Genomic DNA, 18,743 nt, shown 5'->3' on the forward strand with positions numbered 1-18,743 from the left:
CCGCATGGCGAGGCGGGTGCGTCGCGTCGCGACATAGTCCGCTACGAGAAGCCTCTTGATCTCCATTTGCCGCGCGGGCGGAGCGACATGTTATTCTAAGCCATAGTATCTATAGTGATTGTCCAGGAGACCGAATCATGATTCCTCGAGATCGGTTTCGCAGCCTCTTTCATAAATACTTGCTCGCGCTTTTCGTGGCTGTCGCAACCCCGCTGGCTTTTAATGGCGTTATCGAAGGGTGGTTCGGCTATCGCGATCAGCGCGCGAGGCTCGACCAGTGGCTTGGTCTCCAGTCGGCATCAGCGGCCGCGGAAATCCACGATTTCATCCACGGGATCACAACTCAGCTGGGCTGGCTGGTCCAGCTTCCGTGGACCGAGGAGCCCGATGAACGCCGGCGAACCGACGCGTTGCGCTTGCTTCGACAGGCGCCTGCCATCGCCAGTCTCACGCTCCTCGACGGCAATGGTCTGGAGCGTCTGTACGTCTCGCGGATCGGCCTCAATCGAATTGAGAGCCGCGCGGACCGATCAGCCGATCCCGCCTTGGTTGGTGCCCGCGCAACTCAGATCTGGTTCAGCGACGTCAGCTACAACAGAGGCTCCGAGCCGTACCTGACCGTTGCGACCGTCGGCAACCGGCCGGCTGCCGGCGCCGTCGTGGCCGAAGTCAACCTCAAGCTGATTTGGGACGTGGTCTCGGCGATCAAGTTTGGAAAAACCGGCTACGCCTTCATCCTGGACGGATCAGGCCGCCTGATCGCCCACCCAGACATCAGCCTCGTTCTGCGCGGGGCGGAAGAAGCAACCTCCAAACGTTTCCGGGCCGTGCGGGACGCGATAGGGCCGGGACGAGGTTTCGCTACGAGCCGGGATGCGCAAGGACACTATGTCGCTGCTAGCGCGGCTCCCGTACAGGGCACCGATTGGACAGTCGTGGTCGAGCAGCCGCTATCCGAAGCCTACGCGCCGATCTATGCCGCACTGTGGCGGACAGCAATGCTTCTCACAATAAGCAGCCTACTCGCGGGGATTCTGGCCTATGCATTGGCGGACCGGATGACGGAGCCAATCAAATTGCTCGAGAAGGGCACGGAGAAGATTGGTGCCGGGTCGTTTGACCACCGCATCTCAATACACACCGGGGACGAGTTTCAGCGCCTTGCAGATAGTTTCAACAGAATGGCTTCCGAGTTGGAGCTGGCGCAGCAGCACCAGGAGCGCATAGCCAGGCTCAGGCGTTTTCTTGCCCCTCAGGTCGCCGATCTCGTCGATCGAGCCGGCGACGACAGTGTGCTGGACGGCCGCCGTACGGAAGTCGTCGTTGTCTTCTGCGATTTGAGAGGTTTCACCGCGTTTTCAGCAGGAGCTACGCCTGAAGAGGTCATGGGTGTCCTGTCGGAATATTATGAGAGCCTTGGCGGGGTCATCGCGAAATTCGAGGCAACGCTGGTCAACTTCTCTGGAGACGGGCTGATGGTTCTGGTGAACGCTCCCGTCCCGATCGAAGAGCCTGCTCTGAGAGCCATCGATCTCGCGGTCGACATGCAGAAGAACGTGCAAGCCCTCATCGCCGGCTGGCGATCCCGTGGCTACCACGTTGGTTTCGGAATTGGTCTTGCCAGCGGCCCCGCGACGGTCGGCCGGATCGGCTACAAGGATCGGCTCGATTACACCGCCATTGGCAGCGTCGTGAATCTCGCGGCCCGACTGTGCGCATCTGCCGCAGACAAGGAAATTCTGATCGACGCCAAGGTCGCCGCCGACGTCAAGGGCAAGCGGCCCGTTGAGGAGCTTGGCGGGCGCAAAATCAAGGGATTTGACGAAGCCATTCCGGTCTTCGGGATATCCTTCCACTCTCTCTGATAGAGGCTGACGACCGGGTCGCCAAGGTCATCCAGTTGGGGACTGCTCGAGCGTTCGGGGCTATGCTCTGCCAATCGGCTGACGGCAGCGGGTTCGTAGACCATGAGGCGCGCCAACTCTCGAGCGGTAATGCTGCGACGTCGCGTCAAGCGGCGCGATGTCCTGCTCTTGATGGCAGGCGTCGCGATGTCAACGACCAGATCGCATGCGCAGAAGCCCTCCATGCCGATCATTGGCTATCTCTGTCCGGAGTCGCCCGAGCTATTTGCCAGCCGACTTCAGGCTTTCCACCAGGGACTGGGAGAAGCCGGCTTCGTCGAGGGCCGCAATGTAAAGATCGAATTCCAATGGGCCGACGGACAATATTCCCGGTTACCTGCCTTGGCAGCCGATCTGGTTGCCCGCAATGTGGATGTCCTCGTGGCGCCTGGCGGCGCTCCCGTCGCACTTGCCGCGAAAGCTGCGAGCGCGACCAAGCCGATCGTTTTCGAGATGGGAGGCGACCCCGTCCAGCTCCACGTGGTCGACAGCCTGTCGCGGCCGGGCGGAAACATCACGGGGGTTTCGAGCCTGAGTGTCGACGTTTCGCCAAAGCGCCTTGAATTCATGCGCGACCTGGTACCCACGGCGACGAAACTGATGGTTGTCGTCAACCCGACAAGCCCGACCGCACAGTCACAATTGCAGAAGCTTCACGCAGCTGCAGCCACGCTGGGTGTTCGATTGGAAGTTTTGGGTGCAAGCAAGGAAGATGAATTCGAATCTGTGTTCGCTGCCGCGACCAGTGACGGGGCAGGTGGACTTGTGTTCACCTCCGACCCCTATTTTGCCTTTCGCAGCTCCCGGTTGGCTGCTCTCGCGATGAAGTATCGCGTGCCCGCGATCACGCAGACCCGGGACTTCCCCATTGCGGGAGGCTTGATGAGCTATGGCGGAGATTTCATGCAGTCGCACCGGCGCGCGGGAATCTATGCCGGCCGGATCCTGTCGGGCGAGAAGCCTTCTGATCTTCCCGTCCAGCTCGTGACCAAGGTGGAGCTCGTGATCAACTTGAAGGCAGCCAAACTGCTAGGTCACCCGTTCTCCTCCGCATTCGTTGCCGGCGCAGATGAGGTGCTCGAGTAAACTGCGCTTCACAAGCGGTCGGAGAGCGTGCTCAAGTCCGCCTCACATCTCCAGGCGAACATCGCCTTTGAGAGGATAAGCCGCGCCTCACTTCGACGCTGTCGTCGCCGCGCCGTTCGCGTTCTCCCGCACATGGATCACCGCGATGCCGTCCGCATAGATGCGCTTCCAGCCCTTGAGCTGGTCGAGGATCTGCGGACCCGGCGCCTCGGCGACCAGGAGCGTCGCGTCGATCTTGTATTCGTCGAGCAGGCGCGGCAGCAGCTCGGGCTTCTTGCCCTCGGTCGCCTTGAAGAAGTCCATGACGAACTTCTCGCCATAGAGCTCGGCGCGGCCGTCGACGAACACGGGGACGTCACGCGAGATCAGATAGCCGCCGAATTGATAGGCGTTGAAGATGCGTTGCGCCCCAAGCTTCTCGAGCAGGTCGACCGCCGCGACCGGCGTCTGCGTCATCGTGAAGGTGAAGCGGTGGTGGTTCATGTAGAGCGAGGTCGAGGTCCAGCTCGCCGCCACGATCATCAACGCGCCGAGCACGGTGAGGTAGCGGGCCGGCCGGCGGTCAGCGCCGGCGGCGTCCGCAGGCGGGCGGCCGAACATCTCGCCGAGCGGCTTGGCCAGCACCAGCGGCACCAGGAAGGCGAAGGCATCGATGCTGCGGACGTGGGTCAGCGCGCTCCAGGTCAGGAACAGGATCAGGAAGATCCTTGGTGCCGAGAGCACGAGGCCGCGGTAGTAACCGAGCGCGATCAGGCCGAGCAGCGCGCCTTCGAACGCAGTGAAGGTGGCGAAGTTCGCCGGCATCCATTCGAAGATCACCGACAGCAGCTCACCGAGGCCGAGGATGCCGGTCGCGCCCATCAGCGTCTTCCAGCCGTAAGGCGTGCAGCAGCTCGCGACCAGCGCGCCGATGCCGAACAGCACCCAGCGCAGGAACAGCTGAAGCCGTTTTCCCTTCTCGGCATGCTCGACCGCTTCGAGCGAGATCGGCCCGATCAGCGCGAGGCCCAGCACGAAGCCGCCGTGCAGATTCGCCCACAGCGCCATCAGCGGCAGCCAGGCCCAGGACGGCGCGTTCCTGCGGTCCGCGGCCGCCATCAGGAGGCCGACCCACGCCACCATCACGGGCAGCGCCAGGATGTGCGGACGCGCCAGCACGTGATGCAGCGCGAGCAGCAGCGCCAGCATTGCGAACAGCACCGCGCGCGGAGCCTCGATCTGCGCGTCGAGCAGATGGACCAGGATCGCGACCGATAGCGCGACCCCGATCGCGGTGAGGATCACGGGCCCGGCCCAGTCCCATTGCGCGTAGGAGAACGCGAACATCACCTGCGACAGCCACGACGTCGAGATCCATGGCGCGCCGGTCCGCGTGAAGGAATAGAGATCGGTGGTGGGCATGGTGCCGTGGTCGAGGATCCATTGCCCGATCTTGATCTGCCAGAACGAGTCGGAGTCCTGAAGCAGGGTGTCGCCTACGAAGAGGAAGAAGAGATAGGCGCCGGCACCGACGCATAGCGGCACCATGGTGCGGGCGCGGCTCTGCACCGCAATGCTGTTGGCAAAGGAAAGGGACATCCGCCTCGTCGTCCTGTTGTTCTTGCCCGCCGAGCTTGATCCGGAGAAGCGTGGTGCGGCTTTCCGGAACATCATGCTCGAACGATGAGCCGGAACGCGTTGAACATCATCGCGCGTCAGTCCGGGCGGGCCGCATTGGAGCATGGCCGGACATAACTTCGAGTAAACCGGCAGCTTTCGGCAGCCCTCAGGTTTCGACGATTTAACCGATTGTTTTCAATTTCGGTTTACCATCGGCGAATACGTGCAAACCGCTCCCTGTTTACGCAGCCGAATTAACTGCGGCGAAATTCTTTGCCTCTACGTTCGTTTCATGGTCGGGCGGTGCTGGGAAGCCGAGAAGACCAGACCATTTTGTAGCCCCGTTTACTCCTTGGAGCAGTCTATGAAGAACCTCGTTTCGCGTTTCGTGAAGGACGAATCCGGCGCCACCGCCATCGAATACGGCCTGATCGCCGCCGGTATCGCGCTCGCGATCATCACCGTCGTCAACAACCTCGGCAGCACGATGAACACCAAGTTCGGCTCGATCTCGTCCAGCCTGAAGTAAGACCGGACGACCAGAGAATTTCGAGAGCCCCGTCCCCGACGGGGCTCTTTTCTTTTGGGCTGAGTGCCTTGGCTGGCGGTCTCTCTCCAAGGGCGAGAGGCGGCTCTTACCGCTGTGGGTCTCTATAAATTTCTATCATTGTTCGGCCCGGCACTTCCTCACAGTGCATGACGGTCCGGGGTCGCGCTGCATCGCCCGCGATGCTTTCAATCGTGATGGTCTTGCTTATTCGGTTCCATACGATGCGGCGGGGAACGTCGAAATTCATCAATAACGTGACCTCATCCTGGCTCGCATCAGTGACCTCACCGCGAAACCCCCTTGCTTCCTGGCCACGCTCGAAGAGTGCTTGTTTTGAAGCGACATCCATCGTGAAGTACATGTATCCGGCGTCTTCACAGCGGACGGAGATTGGGTGCTGAATGGGATCGCGAACCCGGAATCTTAAAATGCTTCGCGGAGGCGTGATGCTGCACTGATGGGTTAATGTTGGCCGGAAAGTGGGGTCATCAAATCCTGGCCACGTCATCGTCTTCTTAATGCGATCAAAGATCAGGTCGATCTTGCCTGGATAGACGCGCAGCATGAATTCGATCTTGCCATCGTTTGCGGAAACGATCTCTCCCGAATGGGCATTGATGCCGAAATTTGTTTCGATGTTTATAGGCGGCGTTTCTAAGACAACAGTCTTGGCATCGACGTCGATCGTCGCAAAGTAGGGGCGGGCGGGTGCGCCACCTTCGCACCGCACCGAGAACAGTTCAGCGGCTGCCGCGTGACCTGCCGCCAGCGTCAGGAAGAGAACGAGGGCGAGACCCCAAAACCGATTCATGTCGCGCGCTCCTTCCTGCATGAGACTTTCCGCCGTGGCTTGGCAGCGCCGGAAAGCCCCTCGAACTTTTTGACGTGGCTTGGCGTCGAAGGTCGACGCCATCAGCACACTGCGCACCGACTCGCGTCAACGTCCGGCTGCGAATTGTGTAAATAAACCCATAAGAGTAACTTATCGTAACGCATCCTGAGGCTGCGTTTCACGAGCAGATGGCGAAGATCCAAATCTGATGTGAATTGGCAGTCCGGACGCCGAAGAATGCCCATTCGGTCTTGCGGGCGGTTCGCTGCAAGTGATCGGACGATAAAGATGACGTTGATCCCGCCTTGCTCGTGTGGCCTTGCGACCATTCTGAAGGTGGCTTCGGCAAGATGCCGCCGACAGAGTTTCGACGCTCCAGCCCGCTCGCAATGGCGCCCCACGCATTTCCATCTTGTCATCCCCCCTGAATAGTTGTTCAGTCCTTGCGGGGCGATTTGCATCTTTCGACGTGACGAAGCGTTCGGCCGCAGGGCGTGCGGCTGGCGTGGGTGGGACAGGAAGCGCGCCATGGTTTATCGGCGGACGCATCAAGTGGTGAAGCGCCTTGCGGCCCGGCGCAGTGCGATATTGGCGGCGGCGCGGGAGGCAGCGGCGGAAGGCGGGATGGCGGCGGTGCAGATTGCGCCGGTCGCGGTCCGGGCCAGTGTCGCGGCCGGAACGGTCTATCGTTACTTCCCCTCCAAGGCCGAGCTGATCTCCGAGCTCATTGCCGAGGTCTCGCGCGATGAGCTCGCGGCGATCCGGCGGGCGGCCGACGCCGCGCCAGGGCCGTCCTCGGCTCTGGCGGCCGCCGTCACCACCGTGGCGGTCCATACGCTGTCGCAGCGCCGGCTGGCCTGGGGCATCCTGGCCGAGCCGGTCGATGTCGATGTCAGCGCCTCCCGCCTTGCCAGCCGGCGCGAGATCGCGGGCGAGATCGCCGCGCGGATCGATGCCGCCGTGCGCGCGGGTCATTTGCCGGCGCAGGATACCGCGCTCGCCGCCACCGCGCTGCTCGGCGCCCTGCATGAGGCGCTGGTCGGACCGCTCGCGCCCGACAATCTCGATGATCCCGTCAAGATGCGCGATGCGGTGCAGACCGTGACGCTGCTGGCGCTGCGTGCCGTCGGCGTCATGGACGCTCGCGCCAGGGGCCTGGTGGTGCAGCAGACGCTGTTGCCGACCACCAAGGCGCTGGTCGGGGCGTAGATCGCCGCGCGAAGCGGATCGGCGGCTTGATCGCGCTCAGGCCGTTGGTCGCGCAGGGTTATTCGAAAAGACCACAGCACCGGCGCAGGGCGCGCCTTCTACTGTGCATGGGGTTGTTTTCGCAGTTTGGTGCGAGCGGCCGAAAAATCAGATGTTGGCGTCCCCCTCGGGGCCGACCGAGGCGATGCGCACCATGTTGGTCGTGCCGGGAATGCCGAGCGGCACGCCGGCGACGATGATGACGCGCTGGCCCGCGCGGACGAAGCCGTCCCGGAACGCGATCTGGCCGGCGCGGCCGACCATGTCGTCCTGGTCGCGGGCATCCTCGGCCACCACGCAATGCACGCCCCAGACCACGGCGAGCCTGCGGCCGGCGGTGATGTTCGGCGTGATCGCCACGATCGGAGGCTTCGGCCGCTCGCGCGCCACGCGCACGGCGGTCGAGCCCGAGCTGGTCCAGCAGATCAGAGCGGGCAGGTCGAGCGTCTCGGCAATCTGCCGGGCGGCGTCCGCGATGGCGTCACCCGCGGTGGATTCCGGTGCGGGGCGCTGCGCCATGATCACGGAGCGGTAGGTCGGGTCGCGCTCGACCTCCTCGCCGATGCGGTTCATGGTCGAGACCGCCTCGACCGGGAATTTGCCGGCCGCCGATTCCGCCGACAGCATGATGGCGTCGGCGCCTTCATAGACCGCGGTCGCGACGTCGGAGACTTCGGCGCGGGTCGGCACCGGCGACTGGATCATCGATTCCAGCATCTGGGTCGCGACCACCACCGGCTTGCCGGCACGGCGCGCCATCCGCGTCATCTGCTTCTGCAGGCTCGGCACGCGCTCCAGCGGCAGCTCGACGCCGAGGTCGCCGCGCGCCACCATCAGCGCATCGGAGGCCTCGATGATGTCGGCGAGGCGGTCGATCGCCTGCGGCTTCTCGATCTTAGCCATGACCGCGGCGCGGCCGCGGATCATCTTCTTGGCCTCGATCACGTCGTCGGCGCGCTGCACGAAGGACAGCGCGATCCAGTCGACGCCGGTGACGAGGGCCGCCTCGAGGTCGGCGCGGTCCTTCGGCGTCATGGCGGAGACCGGCAGGTCGGTGTCGGGCAGGCTGACGCCCTTGCGGTCGCTCATCTTGCCGCCGACCACGACACGCGTCACCGCGTGCTCCTTGGAGGTCTCCTCGGCGATCAGGCGCACCTTGCCGTCGTCGAGCAGCAGGGCATGGCCCGGCCGGAGTGCGGCCAGGATCTCCGGATGCGGCAGGTGGACGCGCGTGGCATCCCCCGGCGCCTTGTCCGAATCGAGCGTGAAGGTCTGTCCGTTCTGGAGCTGGACCGCGCCGTCGGCGAAGGAGCCGAGCCTCAGCTTCGGGCCCTGGAGATCGACCAGGATGCCGATCGGCCGGCCATAGCTGCTCTCGACGTTGCGGATCGTCGCCACCAGCTCCCGCATCTTGTCATGCGGGGTGTGGCTCATGTTGATGCGGAACAGGTCGGCACCCGCCTCGAACAGGCGGCGGATCATCGCGAGGTCCGACGAAGCAGGTCCGAGCGTCGCGAGAATCTTGATACGGCGAAGGCGCCTCATGGCTTACTTCCAGACGGGGGGGCAGCGCCTGGCGGGAGACCAGGCGCGGGGGGCGTACCACCGGGCGGGCTATTGGGCAAACCCGGAACCCCGCCCGGTCCAACCGGGCCGGGCAGGCCGGGCACGCGCTGCTGCGCCGGCTGTTCGTTGGCATCCGTGAGCTGGACGGTCCAGGCCCGCTGCTCGCCGGTATCGACCTCGAAATAGCCGGTGCGGTCGTAGCCGCGTGCCAGGCAATCCTCGGTGCCGCGGATGGTGAACTCCTTGTCGCGCGAGCACATGAAAGCCTGGCCCGACCATTCGCCGCCGCGATCATAGTCGATGGCGTAGATGTAATAGTAACGGGCGACCAACGTTCCCCGCAGCAGCGTCTCGCAGGACCGGGACGAGATGTTCCACCAACCCTCGGTGGTCCAGCCCTCGGCGTCCTTGTAGCCCAGCGCGATCCCGACCCGGCTCGACGTATTGTTGCAGAGTCGGAAATCGGCCGATGCCGGGCTGCTCCAGCAGCACAGCAGCGCGACCGCCAGCACCGGGACCAACCGGGCGAGCAGGCGAAGGGGGGAGCGGGGAGATTCGGCGATCATTGTCGCGGAAGCTATATCAGATCATTGATGATTTGGCGTAGGGGCAGGGAGCTGCCCGGAAGGCCCGGTTCGGGGTCCGTTTGCGCCGGGATATGGCAAAATCTGTGACAGGCCCCACCTGATCCCGTAAGGGTGAGCGCCATCCGGGCAGCCCCAAGGAATCCAGCCATGGCCATCGACGACAAAACCAGAACGGAACTCGAGGCGGCCGCATTCCGGCGCCTGGTCGATCATTTGAGGACACGGACGGACGTCCAGAACATCGACCTGATGAATCTCGCCGGCTTCTGCCGCAACTGCCTGTCCAACTGGCTCAAGGACGCCGCCGACGCCCAGGGCGTGAGCTTGAGCAAGGACGAGAGCCGCGAGGCCGTCTACGGCATGCCCTATGAGACGTGGAAGGCGAAATACCAGGGCGCGGCCACGCCCGAGCAGCTCGAGGCGATGAAGAAGGTCCATCCCCACGGGCACTGAAGCGGCCTCTTTGCGGCGTCACCCGAGTCGCACCACACAATAGCTTTCTTCGCCTCGCTGCAGGAAGGTGTGGGCGCGCTGTGGACGAGCGTGATGCTTGCTTGAACGCGGTCGGCGCCAACCCTAAGGGTCTACCCAGCACGCGCGGTGACGATGCCGGCGTCACCTCGTTTTGCCAGTTCCATTGGGAGTACCAAGATGGCCACCTCCGCCGCCGTCCGCGACGACGAGCCCGCGACGAAATTTGCCAAGGACCAGCTCAAATCCATCATCGAGCGCATCGAGCGGCTGGAGGAAGAGAAGAAGGCGATCTCCGACGACATCCGCGACGTCTATGCCGAGAGCAAGGGCAACGGCTACGACGTCAAGGCATTGCGCACAATCGTGCGCCTGCGCAAGCAGGACCCCAACGAACGCGCCGAGGCCGAGACCATCCTCGAGACCTACATGCAGGCGCTGGGCATGATCTGAGGCGCACCGCCCGGTCGGCATTGCAGCGCACCAAGCTTGGCGAAATCCCTTCGTCTGCTACAGTGCTCGGCGAAAGGACCGAGCGATGGATGTGCCCGGACCAGAGCGCAGGCTCGCCGCGGTCCTCGCCGCCGACATGGTCGGCTTTAGCCGGCTCATGGAGGTCGACGAGGCGGGTACGCTTGCGCGCCTCAAGACCCATCGGGTCGAACTCATTGATCCGGCCATCACCAAGAATCGTGGCACCATCATCAAGACGACGGGCGATGGCCTGCTCGTGGAATTCCACAGCGTGGTCGATGCCGTATTGTGTGCCGCGGAAGTTCAGCGCCGCATGGCGCGGCGCAACGCCGATGTCCCGCCGCCGCGATGGATACAATTCCGCATTGGCATCAATCTGGGCGACGTCATCGTCGACCAAAACGACATCTTCGGTGATGGCGTCAACATCGCTGCGCGGCTGGAGGCGCTCGCCGAGCCCGGAGGGATCTGCGTTTCAGGCGCGGTGCGCGATCAGGTCGGCGACCGGCTCGACGGAGTTCAATTCGACGATCTCGGCGAACAGAACGTCAAGAACATTGCGCGCCCGATCCGTGTTTTTCGGATTCGGCTGCCGGAGCGGCCCGCAAGTCAGCAAGAAGGAGCAAGGCTCTCCGCAACGCCATCCGGTAGCTCGAGGAAGCCGTCCATAGCAGTCCTGCCGTTCGCCAACATGAGCGGCGATCCGGAACAGGAATTCTTCGCGGACGGTTTGACCGAAGACATCATTACAGAGCTGTCGCGCTTCCACGATTTGCTCGTCATCTCCCGCAACTCGACCTTCGTCTACAAGGGCAAGGCCGTAAAGGTGCAGGACGTCGGCCGCGAATTCGGTGTCGACTACGTCATCGAGGGAAGCGTGCGAAAGGCCGGGGATCGTGTCCGCGTCACCGTGCAGCTCATCGATGCGGAAACGGATCGGCATATCTGGGCCGAGCGGTATGACGGCGAGCTCAAGGACATCTTCGCGATCCAGGACGAGATGACGCGGGCCATCGCAGCCACGTTGCCGGGCCGCGTCGAGGCGGCCACGCACGATCGGGCGAACCGCAAGCCAACTGACAACATGGCAGCCTATGAATGCGTTCTGGCCGCGAAGATCTTGCACCACCGCTCCAATCGCGAAGACAACGCACGTGCGCGGCTTCTGCTCGAGCGGGCGCTGGAGCTCGACGCGAACTATGCTCACGCACATGCGTGGAAGGCGTGCGTCCTGGGCCAGAGCTGGGTCTATAGCTGGTGCGCCGATCGCGACGCCACCTTCCAGCAGGTGGCTGCCGAGCTGGAGATCGCGCTGGTTCTCGACGACAATGACAGCGACGTTCACCGCATCCTCGCGGCGCTCAATCTGAACCGCGACGACCATGACAAGGCCGCCTACCATCAGGAGCGCGCGCTCGCGCTCAACCCGAACTATGATCTCGTGGTGGTGCAGCAGGGCGAGCTGCTGACCTGGCTGGGGCGGCCGGAGGAGGGCATCGACTGGATCAAGAAGGCGATGAGGCTCAACCCTTATCATCCGGAACGGTTCTGGAGTCATCTCGGGCGGGCTTATTACTGTGCCGAGAAGTACGCCGAAGCCGCCGAAGCTCTCTCGCGGATCTCACGGCCCGATCACACTCATCACGCGTTCCTTGCAGGCATCTTCGCGCAAATGGGCAACACGGTGGCCGCGGGTGCGCATGCGGCCGAAGTCCTCAAGCGTGAACCGGCATTTTCGGTGGCCAATCATCTTTCGACCCAGCATTATAAGCAAAACGTCGATCGCCAGCGCTATGAGGCAGGCCTTCTCAAGGCAGGCCTGCCGGCTTGATCCGGCGCGCAGCGGAAACCGGTTGGCGATCATCGAGAGTGAGACCGTGACTGAGCCGCTGTTGCTGCCCGAGGTGCGCCGGGCCTTCGACGCCTTTCCCGTGCCGATGCGCAAGCGGCTCCTGCAGGTACGCGATCTGATCTTTGCGACGGCTTCGGCGCATGACGGGGTCGGACGGCTCAGCGAAACGCTGAAATGGGGCGAGCCTGCCTATCTGACCGAGGAGACGGGCAGCGGCAGCACGATCCGGCTCGGCCGCCTGAAGGATTCCGACCACGCCGCCATTCTCTTCAACTGCAAGACGACCCTGGTCGACACTTTCCGCGAACGCTTTCCCGAACAGTTCGAGTATCGGCAGACGAGGGCGCTGCTGTTGCCGGTAGCGGGCAAGCTGCCCACGCGGGAGCTTTCGGTTTGTCTGTCGCTGGCGCTGACGTATCACCTCGACCGGCGGAGCAAGAGGGCGCGTTAGGGCACTCGTAGCCGGGATGCGCAAAGCGATATCCGGGATTCCCAAGCACACGCAGCTTCCCCGGATGCCGCTTCGCTCATCCGGGAGGCCGGCCCGTTACCCCATCTACGAGAACGAGTGTTTGGAAATTGTCGCTGCTATCAGCGCAGCGCCGCCGTCCGCATGACGAACGACGTCGTCGGGAGCTTGGCGGTGGCGCTGCCGGAGAACGTCTCGCAGGACAGGCCCTGCATCGGATCGTCGACAAAGCCCATCGCGATCACGGATTGCGGCTTGACGAAATAACCACGCAGCGCCGCGGTATCGAGCTCGCCCATCAGCGTCACCGACATCGCGCGGCTGGCGCTCGGCGACAGCATCACGATTTTCAGCCAGATGCTCTCGCCCTTGGCGGCTGAGAGGCGGGTTGCGGTCGCGACCATGCCGTCGATGCTCTTGCCGACCACCGTATTGATCTCGGTCGCCTGAGCGACGTTGCGGGGCCGCGTGGAGCGCGGGATCGGTGCGGAGGCGGCGACGACGTTGGCGCGGTCGACCGGGGAAGCGGCCGGCGCGTAAGCCAGGGCCTGAAGAGTTGCGCTGGCGACGCTGGCGGTCGGGTGCGCGTCGGTGGCGGCCGCGAGGGCCTGGCGCGCTTTCAGCGCGGCCACCTGAGCCGGCGTTGCCTGCTGCGGCGCGGCCGGGACGTCATCCCAGAAGCCGCGGGCATTGATGATATCCGCCGGCGTCTCGGGCTTGGCGTCGGCTGACCGTGTGGCCGCCGGCTTGTCAGCCACGGGCTTCGGCTTGGGCGGCGCAACGATCTGCGCATCGGCCGAGGCGAGCTGGATCGTGGCGGCGATCTGCGGCTTGGCGCGCGGCGTCGGCACCGGCTCGGCGGGCTTGGCGGCGGCCGCGACGACGGTCGGCGCCGCAGGCTTTGCGGCCGGGGCGGGCGCGCCCTCGTCGTCCTCGTCGCCGGCGGCCGGAGCCGCCGACTTGCCCTTGAACAGGGCGGCGAAGAAATTCGGCTTGCTGCCGGAATCATCGCCGCTGCCGCGTCGTTCGATCTCGGCTTTGGCGAGCTCATAGTTCTTCAGCGGCACGCCGTCGGTCGGCAGGTGCACCGTCTTTCCATCCGGGAAGACGCGGGCGAGCTGGTCATGCGTCATGCGCGGCCAGTGCCGGACGCTGCCGGTGTCCAGATGCACGAAGGGCGAGCCGGAGGTCGGGTAGAAGCCGACGCCGCCGCGCTGAAGGCGCAGGCCGGCGAAGCGGATCTGCTCGAGCGGCACGCCGGGGATGTAGAAGTCCATCGCATGGCCCAGCATGTGCTGGCTGGCGCGCGCCACACCGGAGGACCGGCGGCGGAGCATGGCGTTGGTGGCGGGGGAGCGGTAGGAGGAGATGATCTGGATCGGCTGCTTGCCCTCGACGTCGCGATAGACTTCCCAGAGGATGTCGAACAGGCGACGGTCCATGACCGTCGATTCCTGGGTGCGCCAGTCGCGCAGGAAATGGTTGAGCTGCTTCAGCGCGGCTTCGTCATAGCGCCCGTCGCGCTTGAAGGTGACGGAGAGGTCTTCGCCGGAATGGGTGTGGTGGAAGGAGAGCGTCTTGGTCTCGTTCAGGGCGGCGGCGTCATGAACCGAGCCTGCGGCGGCAAGCAGCAGTGCGGCAGCGAGGCCGATCCGGGATCCGACCTTCACTCCCGCATGGGACAACGACAGCACAGCGAATTGGCGTGCGAGACCCGTCAGCACGTATGAGCCCACCCAGTCGACGAGCGTTCAAATGGACTCTCCCGCCAACCCCGTTAGCAGCGCGAAAGAGGATGAACGCTTTCTTAAAGCGCGAAGGTTAATTTGAGGTTGACCTTCCCGCCCCCAAACCAAGTCAGAATACGATCCTAAACCGTTGACTGTGGCAAAAAAACGCCCGCGTCTCCGATCGAGGTGGAGAATGGTTAAAGTTAAGCGACCCCATCCAAGGGATGAGGTCGCTGATTTCTCTGCAAAATTTGAGTGATTCAGGCGCTGAGCCTTAGCGGGTGAACACCCGCTGCTGCGCCGGCCGGCGGCCGACGGGCGCCGGCGGCGGGGTCGGCGGCCCCGCCCCGAACAGCCGCTCGAAGAAATTCGGGCCGGACGAGCCGAAACCGCCGCCATTGTTGGCCACCGCCACGCCTGACGGCAGTGTCGTCGCCGGGCGGGAATAGCTCGGCTGCGAATGCGCGACCACGTTCTCGATGTCCTTGCCGCGGCTGTTCTTCAGAATGTTGATCATGACCGCGTCGCGACCATAGATGTCCTTGCGGAATTGCAGCTTGCCGGCGTCATCCACGAACGCGGTCTGATAGGTGATGTTGACCGGGATCGGCGTCGGGAATTTCAGGTCGATCTCGCTCTTGCCGTACATGCTGCGGATGCGCTCCGGCGTGTATTTCTCGTTGGGCATGACGATGTTGAGCAGCACGGAGGCGTACTGATCCGGATTCTGCACGCGCATGCAGCCATGGCTGAACGCGCGCTCTTCCTTGGCGAACAAGTGCTTGTCCGGCGTGTCGTGTTGATAGACCAGGAACTTGTTCGGGAAGTTGAAGCGGATGCGGCCGAGCGCGTTGGCTTCGCCAGGTGGCTGCGAGATGTGCACCGAGCCGTCGCGGTTTTGCTCGAGCCTCAGGCCCATGCGCTGGAGCACGGTCGGATCCTGCTGCAGCGCCGGCAAATACTCGTTGTAGACGATCGACGGCGGCACGTTCCAGGTCGGATTGACCGTGATGTACTTCATCGTCTCGGTGAGAAGCGGGGTGGCGTGCTTGCCCGGCTTGCCGGTGACGACGCGTGTGGTCCAGACCTGCTGCCCACGCTGCATCACCTTCAAGGTGAAATCGGGAATGTTGAGGATGACATAGGCATCGCCGATCGCCGGTGCGCCGAGGTCGCGCGGCAGCCAGCGCCAGCGCTCCATGTTGACCAGCACCACGTCGATCTGCTTGTCGCGCTTGGGCGTGTTGAGCGCCTTGACGGTCTTGTCGTCAAGGATGCCGGTCGCCTTCATCTCGGCGCCGCTCTGGAATTTGCGCACGGCTTCGGCGACCGCCGCGTCGTAGCGGGTGTCGTTCGCGTTCTCGGTGATGCCGAGCTTGGCGCGCAGCTGCGGCACGCGCGGATCTTCCACGATGATCTCGGCCTGCTTCTTGCCGGCCGGGGTGTATTTCAGCGCCGGACCGTCGGCGATCTCGATGGCCGGGCCGCTGCCCTGACCGCGGAGCTCGGCGAGCTTGGCCTTCAGCTCCTTGTAGAGCTTGTGGGGCGGGTTGTAGCTGTCGAGCGCAGCGGACGCATCCGTTGCGGTCGTGACCTTGGCGAGCACCTCGTTCGGATCGACAGGATGCTCGGGATAGAGGATGTCGCCGCTGGCCTGCGACCAGTGCATGCGGCCGCTCTGGGCCTGGCGCGCATAGTCGAACATGCTGGCGGTGAGCTTGAGCTCGGCATCGGCGAGCGCATCGGGCGTGGTGGCGGCTGCGAAATCGGGCACCGGATAATCGGCCGGATTGAGGCCGTCGGAGGCGGCATCCTTCAGTCGCGCAATCACGCCCTTGGCCGCGGCGGTGAGGCTGCCGCCTTGGGTCCAGACCGGCGCGAAGTCGCGCGCGCCGTAGAATTTCTCGATCGCGGCCCGCTCGTTCTTGCGGTCGAAATGGCGCGAGGTCTTGGCGCCGATGATGTCCTTGAGCTTGTCGGCGACCGGCTGGTCGGCAGCGGGAACGTTGCTCGCGGCCTTGACGGGCTCGGCGGCCGGAGCCGCAGCGGGCACTGCTGGGGCGGTCGCGGTATCGGCCTTGGCGGGTTCGGCCTTGGCGGGCTCAGATTTCGCAGGCTCGGTTTTTGCCGTCTCGCTCTTCGGCGCCTCGGTGGCGGGCGTCGTCGCGACGTCGGCAGGCTTCGGCTCGACCTTGGCGGGTGCGGCTTCAGCCTTCGCAGGTTCCTTGGTTGCGTCCTGCAGCGTCGCGGTGGTGTCGAGCTTGATGTCCGATGCGGTCGGGGGCGGGACGTTGGCCGGCTCGGGACGCGGGATCGCGGCTTCGATCGCGAGCTCGGCGGCGCTGCTGCGCCCCTGATCCTGCGCCAGGGCTGAGCTGGCAGACACCGTGAGGAAGGTCGCCGCGACCGTCATCAAGACGCGGTCGAAGCCTGCACGGTGGTTCAAACAGTCACGCATTGTGTCACACCCCTCGGGTGAACTGTCCCTCGTGGAACAGCTTCGTTATCGTCTGTAGATCTTCGGCTAAACTGCGCCGGCCTCTCGAAAGTCGCACGCCTGCACGCAACGATTCATACGCAGACGATATACAGGCCCCGATTTTGCAGCCAGCGCTACCCGGGACAACTCACGACAAACTGACTTCAAGGGAGCCTCTTGGCAACGGATTGTGCGCTTCTGCCACGCGCTTTTCCCTGTGTCTGTCACTTCCAGGTCACGGTTCACGACGAGGTCAAATCTCACCGTAATGCGAAGGGCTTGCGGCCTCGTCTCAGCACGGCGCGAACCTCTGTTCGCATCAGGCTCAGTGCGTCTCCTCGCCGCTTTTCCCGCCGTGGCCGGGAACCCCGGCTTCGTCGAGTTTGCGGTAGAGCGTTGAGCGGCCGATTCTGAGGCGGCGGGCGACTTCGGACATCTGCCCGCGATAATGCGAGATCGCGAACCGGATGATCTCGTTCTCCATCTCCTCCAGCGGGCGGACATCGCCATTCGCCGTCAGCATGGAGAGACTTGCCGCCGAGGCGAGGGGGGCTATCGGTATTTCGTTACTAGATACCAGCGAAGGCGCCGCCATCGGCTCGATCATCAATGGCGCAGTCGGAATGTCGGCAGCATGCGCCTGCGCGGCCAGCAGGGGGAAATCGCCAAGACCGAGCTGGTCGCCGTCGCTCATCACCACCGCGCGGTAGACCGCGTTTTCGAGCTGGCGGATGTTGCCGGGCCAGTCGAGCTGGGCGAGATGCGCCACCGCTTCGCCGCTGATGCCGGTGATGGGGCGGTTTTCCTCGGCGGCGAAGCGCGCCAGGAAATGCCGCAGCAGATGCGGGATGTCCTCGCGCCGGGCGCGCAGCGAGGGGATCGTCAGCGGCAGCACATGCAGGCGATAGAACAGGTCTTCGCGGAAGTGTCCCTGCTTGACCCGCTCGAGGAGCTTGCGGTTGGTTGCGGAGACGATGCGCACGTCGACCTTGACGGGCTTGCGGCCGCCGACCGCCTCGACTGCGCCTTCCTGGAGCGCGCGCAACAGCTTGACCTGCGCGGTCAGCGGCAGCTCGCTGACCTCGTCCAGGAACAGCGTGCCGCCATGGGCCTCGACGAACTTGCCCATGTGCCGCTCGGTGGCGCCGGTGAATGCGCCCTTCTCGTGCCCGAACAGGATGGACTCGACGAGATTGTCGGGGATCGCACCGCAATTGACGGCGACGAAGGGTTTTGCCTTGCGCTCGCCGCTGCCATGGATGGCCCGCGCGAACATCTCTTTGCCGACGCCGGACTCGCCTTCGATCAGCACGGGTATCGAGGAGTTCGCGGCCTTCTGCGCGGCGCGCATCACGCCCGCCATGGCCTCGGAGCGGGTGATGATGTCGGCGAAGGTCAGCCGGCCCTCGCGGCTGTGACGGATGCGCTGCAATTCGCCCTTCAGCGCGGAGGCGTTGAGCGAGTTGCGCAGCGAGACCTGAAGTCGCTCCAGGCCAACCGGCTTGACGACGAAATCGGCCGCGCCGGCGCGCATCGCCGAGATCACGTTGTCGATGCCGCCATGTGCGGTCTGGACGATGACGGGGATGCTGAGGCCGGCCTCTCGAATTTTCGCCAGCACGCCCATGCCGTCGAGGCCGGGCATGACGAGATCGAGGATGACGCCGTCGATCGCGGGGGCCTCGGGCGCGGTGAGGGCGGCGATCGCGGCGTCACCGGAGTCCACGACGACCGTCTCATAGCCGCATTTCTGCACCATGTTTTCGACCAGACGGCGGGCTACAGCGTCGTCGTCGGCGATCAAAATACTGGCAGCCATGGTGTTCCCCGCACGCTACAACTATCTGTCTCGATTCGGGGCACTCTGGCCGAAGCCGATTAACGCACTCTTAAACC

Annotated in this window: 15 protein-coding genes; 8 read left to right on the top strand and 7 right to left on the bottom strand. The window is 64.2% G+C overall.

Translation table 11 applies throughout. The features are described 5' to 3' along the window. Positions 1–137 precede the first annotated feature (137 nt). Together LPJ38_RS12060 and LPJ38_RS12065 are read left to right on the top strand one after the other, a co-directional pair. Entirely contained in the window at positions 138–1,865 is a 1,728-nt protein-coding gene (locus LPJ38_RS12060) for a cache domain-containing protein (RefSeq protein ID WP_145632700.1), read from the top strand. 171 nt (positions 1,866–2,036) lie between these two features. Continuing rightward, complete coding sequence (locus LPJ38_RS12065; RefSeq protein WP_145633282.1) at positions 2,037–2,990, top strand: ABC transporter substrate-binding protein; 954 nt, start codon at positions 2,037–2,039, stop codon at positions 2,988–2,990. An 87-nt stretch (positions 2,991–3,077) separates the two neighbouring features. On the opposite strand, the gene LPJ38_RS12070 is transcribed toward LPJ38_RS12065, so the two are convergent. Next, entirely contained in the window at positions 3,078–4,568 is a 1,491-nt protein-coding gene (locus tag LPJ38_RS12070; RefSeq protein WP_145632697.1) for a hypothetical protein, read from the bottom strand. Positions 4,569–4,953: 385 nt separating this feature from the next. On the opposite strand from LPJ38_RS12070, the gene LPJ38_RS12075 reads away from it, so the two are divergent. Beyond that, positions 4,954–5,118 (top strand): Flp family type IVb pilin, encoded by a 165-nt coding sequence (locus tag LPJ38_RS12075; RefSeq protein WP_145632694.1) that lies wholly within the window; start codon positions 4,954–4,956, stop codon positions 5,116–5,118. 106 nt (positions 5,119–5,224) lie between these two features. On the opposite strand, the gene LPJ38_RS12080 is transcribed toward LPJ38_RS12075, so the two are convergent. Further along, complete coding sequence (locus tag LPJ38_RS12080; protein WP_145632691.1) at positions 5,225–6,052, bottom strand: hypothetical protein; 828 nt, start codon at positions 6,050–6,052, stop codon at positions 5,225–5,227. Positions 6,053–6,499: 447 nt separating this feature from the next. Here LPJ38_RS12080 and LPJ38_RS12085 point away from each other — a divergent pair, with 447 nt between their 5' ends. Further along, complete coding sequence (locus LPJ38_RS12085) at positions 6,500–7,180, top strand: TetR/AcrR family transcriptional regulator (protein ID WP_145632688.1); 681 nt, start codon at positions 6,500–6,502, stop codon at positions 7,178–7,180. A gap of 147 nt (positions 7,181–7,327) precedes the next feature. Here LPJ38_RS12085 and pyk read toward each other — a convergent pair whose 3' ends face one another. Both pyk and LPJ38_RS12095 read right to left on the bottom strand, forming a co-directional pair. Further along, entirely contained in the window at positions 7,328–8,764 is a 1,437-nt protein-coding gene (gene pyk, locus LPJ38_RS12090) for a pyruvate kinase (RefSeq protein WP_145632685.1), read from the bottom strand. Next, positions 8,761–9,351, bottom strand: coding sequence for a DUF1036 domain-containing protein (locus LPJ38_RS12095; RefSeq protein ID WP_060737109.1), 591 nt, complete (start codon positions 9,349–9,351; stop codon positions 8,761–8,763). The genes pyk and LPJ38_RS12095 overlap by 4 nt, the downstream gene beginning before the upstream one ends. Before the next feature lie 168 nt (positions 9,352–9,519). On the opposite strand from LPJ38_RS12095, the gene LPJ38_RS12100 reads away from it, so the two are divergent. The 4 genes from LPJ38_RS12100 (at position 9,520) to LPJ38_RS12115 (ending at position 12,620) form a co-directional block, all read left to right on the top strand. Beyond that, positions 9,520–9,825: a DUF1244 domain-containing protein gene (locus LPJ38_RS12100; RefSeq protein WP_145632683.1), complete on the top strand. Its 306-nt coding sequence runs from the start codon at positions 9,520–9,522 to the stop codon at positions 9,823–9,825. A gap of 198 nt (positions 9,826–10,023) precedes the next feature. Then, the gene (locus LPJ38_RS12105) at positions 10,024–10,296 is read left to right on the top strand and encodes a DUF2312 domain-containing protein (RefSeq protein ID WP_008546273.1); all 273 of its coding nucleotides are present in this window, start codon (positions 10,024–10,026) and stop codon (positions 10,294–10,296) included. 85 nt (positions 10,297–10,381) lie between these two features. Further along, entirely contained in the window at positions 10,382–12,148 is a 1,767-nt protein-coding gene (locus tag LPJ38_RS12110; RefSeq protein ID WP_145632681.1) for an adenylate/guanylate cyclase domain-containing protein, read from the top strand. Positions 12,149–12,194: 46 nt separating this feature from the next. After that, positions 12,195–12,620, top strand: coding sequence for a DUF1801 domain-containing protein (locus tag LPJ38_RS12115; RefSeq protein WP_145633279.1), 426 nt, complete (start codon positions 12,195–12,197; stop codon positions 12,618–12,620). Between the two features lie 140 nt (positions 12,621–12,760). Here LPJ38_RS12115 and mepK read toward each other — a convergent pair whose 3' ends face one another. From mepK to LPJ38_RS12130, 3 genes are all read right to left on the bottom strand, one after another. Further along, a complete protein-coding gene (mepK, locus tag LPJ38_RS12120) occupies positions 12,761–14,374 on the bottom strand; it encodes a peptidoglycan L,D-endopeptidase MepK (protein WP_145632678.1) in 1,614 nt (537 codons plus the stop codon). A gap of 268 nt (positions 14,375–14,642) precedes the next feature. After that, positions 14,643–16,826, bottom strand: coding sequence for a L,D-transpeptidase family protein (locus tag LPJ38_RS12125; RefSeq protein WP_145632675.1), 2,184 nt, complete (start codon positions 16,824–16,826; stop codon positions 14,643–14,645). Positions 16,827–17,172: 346 nt separating this feature from the next. Next, entirely contained in the window at positions 17,173–18,666 is a 1,494-nt protein-coding gene (locus tag LPJ38_RS12130; protein ID WP_145632672.1) for a sigma-54-dependent transcriptional regulator, read from the bottom strand. Positions 18,667–18,743: the final 77 nt, after the last annotated feature.

The organism is Bradyrhizobium daqingense, assembly GCF_021044685.1.
Lineage (GTDB): Bacteria > Pseudomonadota > Alphaproteobacteria > Rhizobiales > Xanthobacteraceae > Bradyrhizobium > Bradyrhizobium daqingense.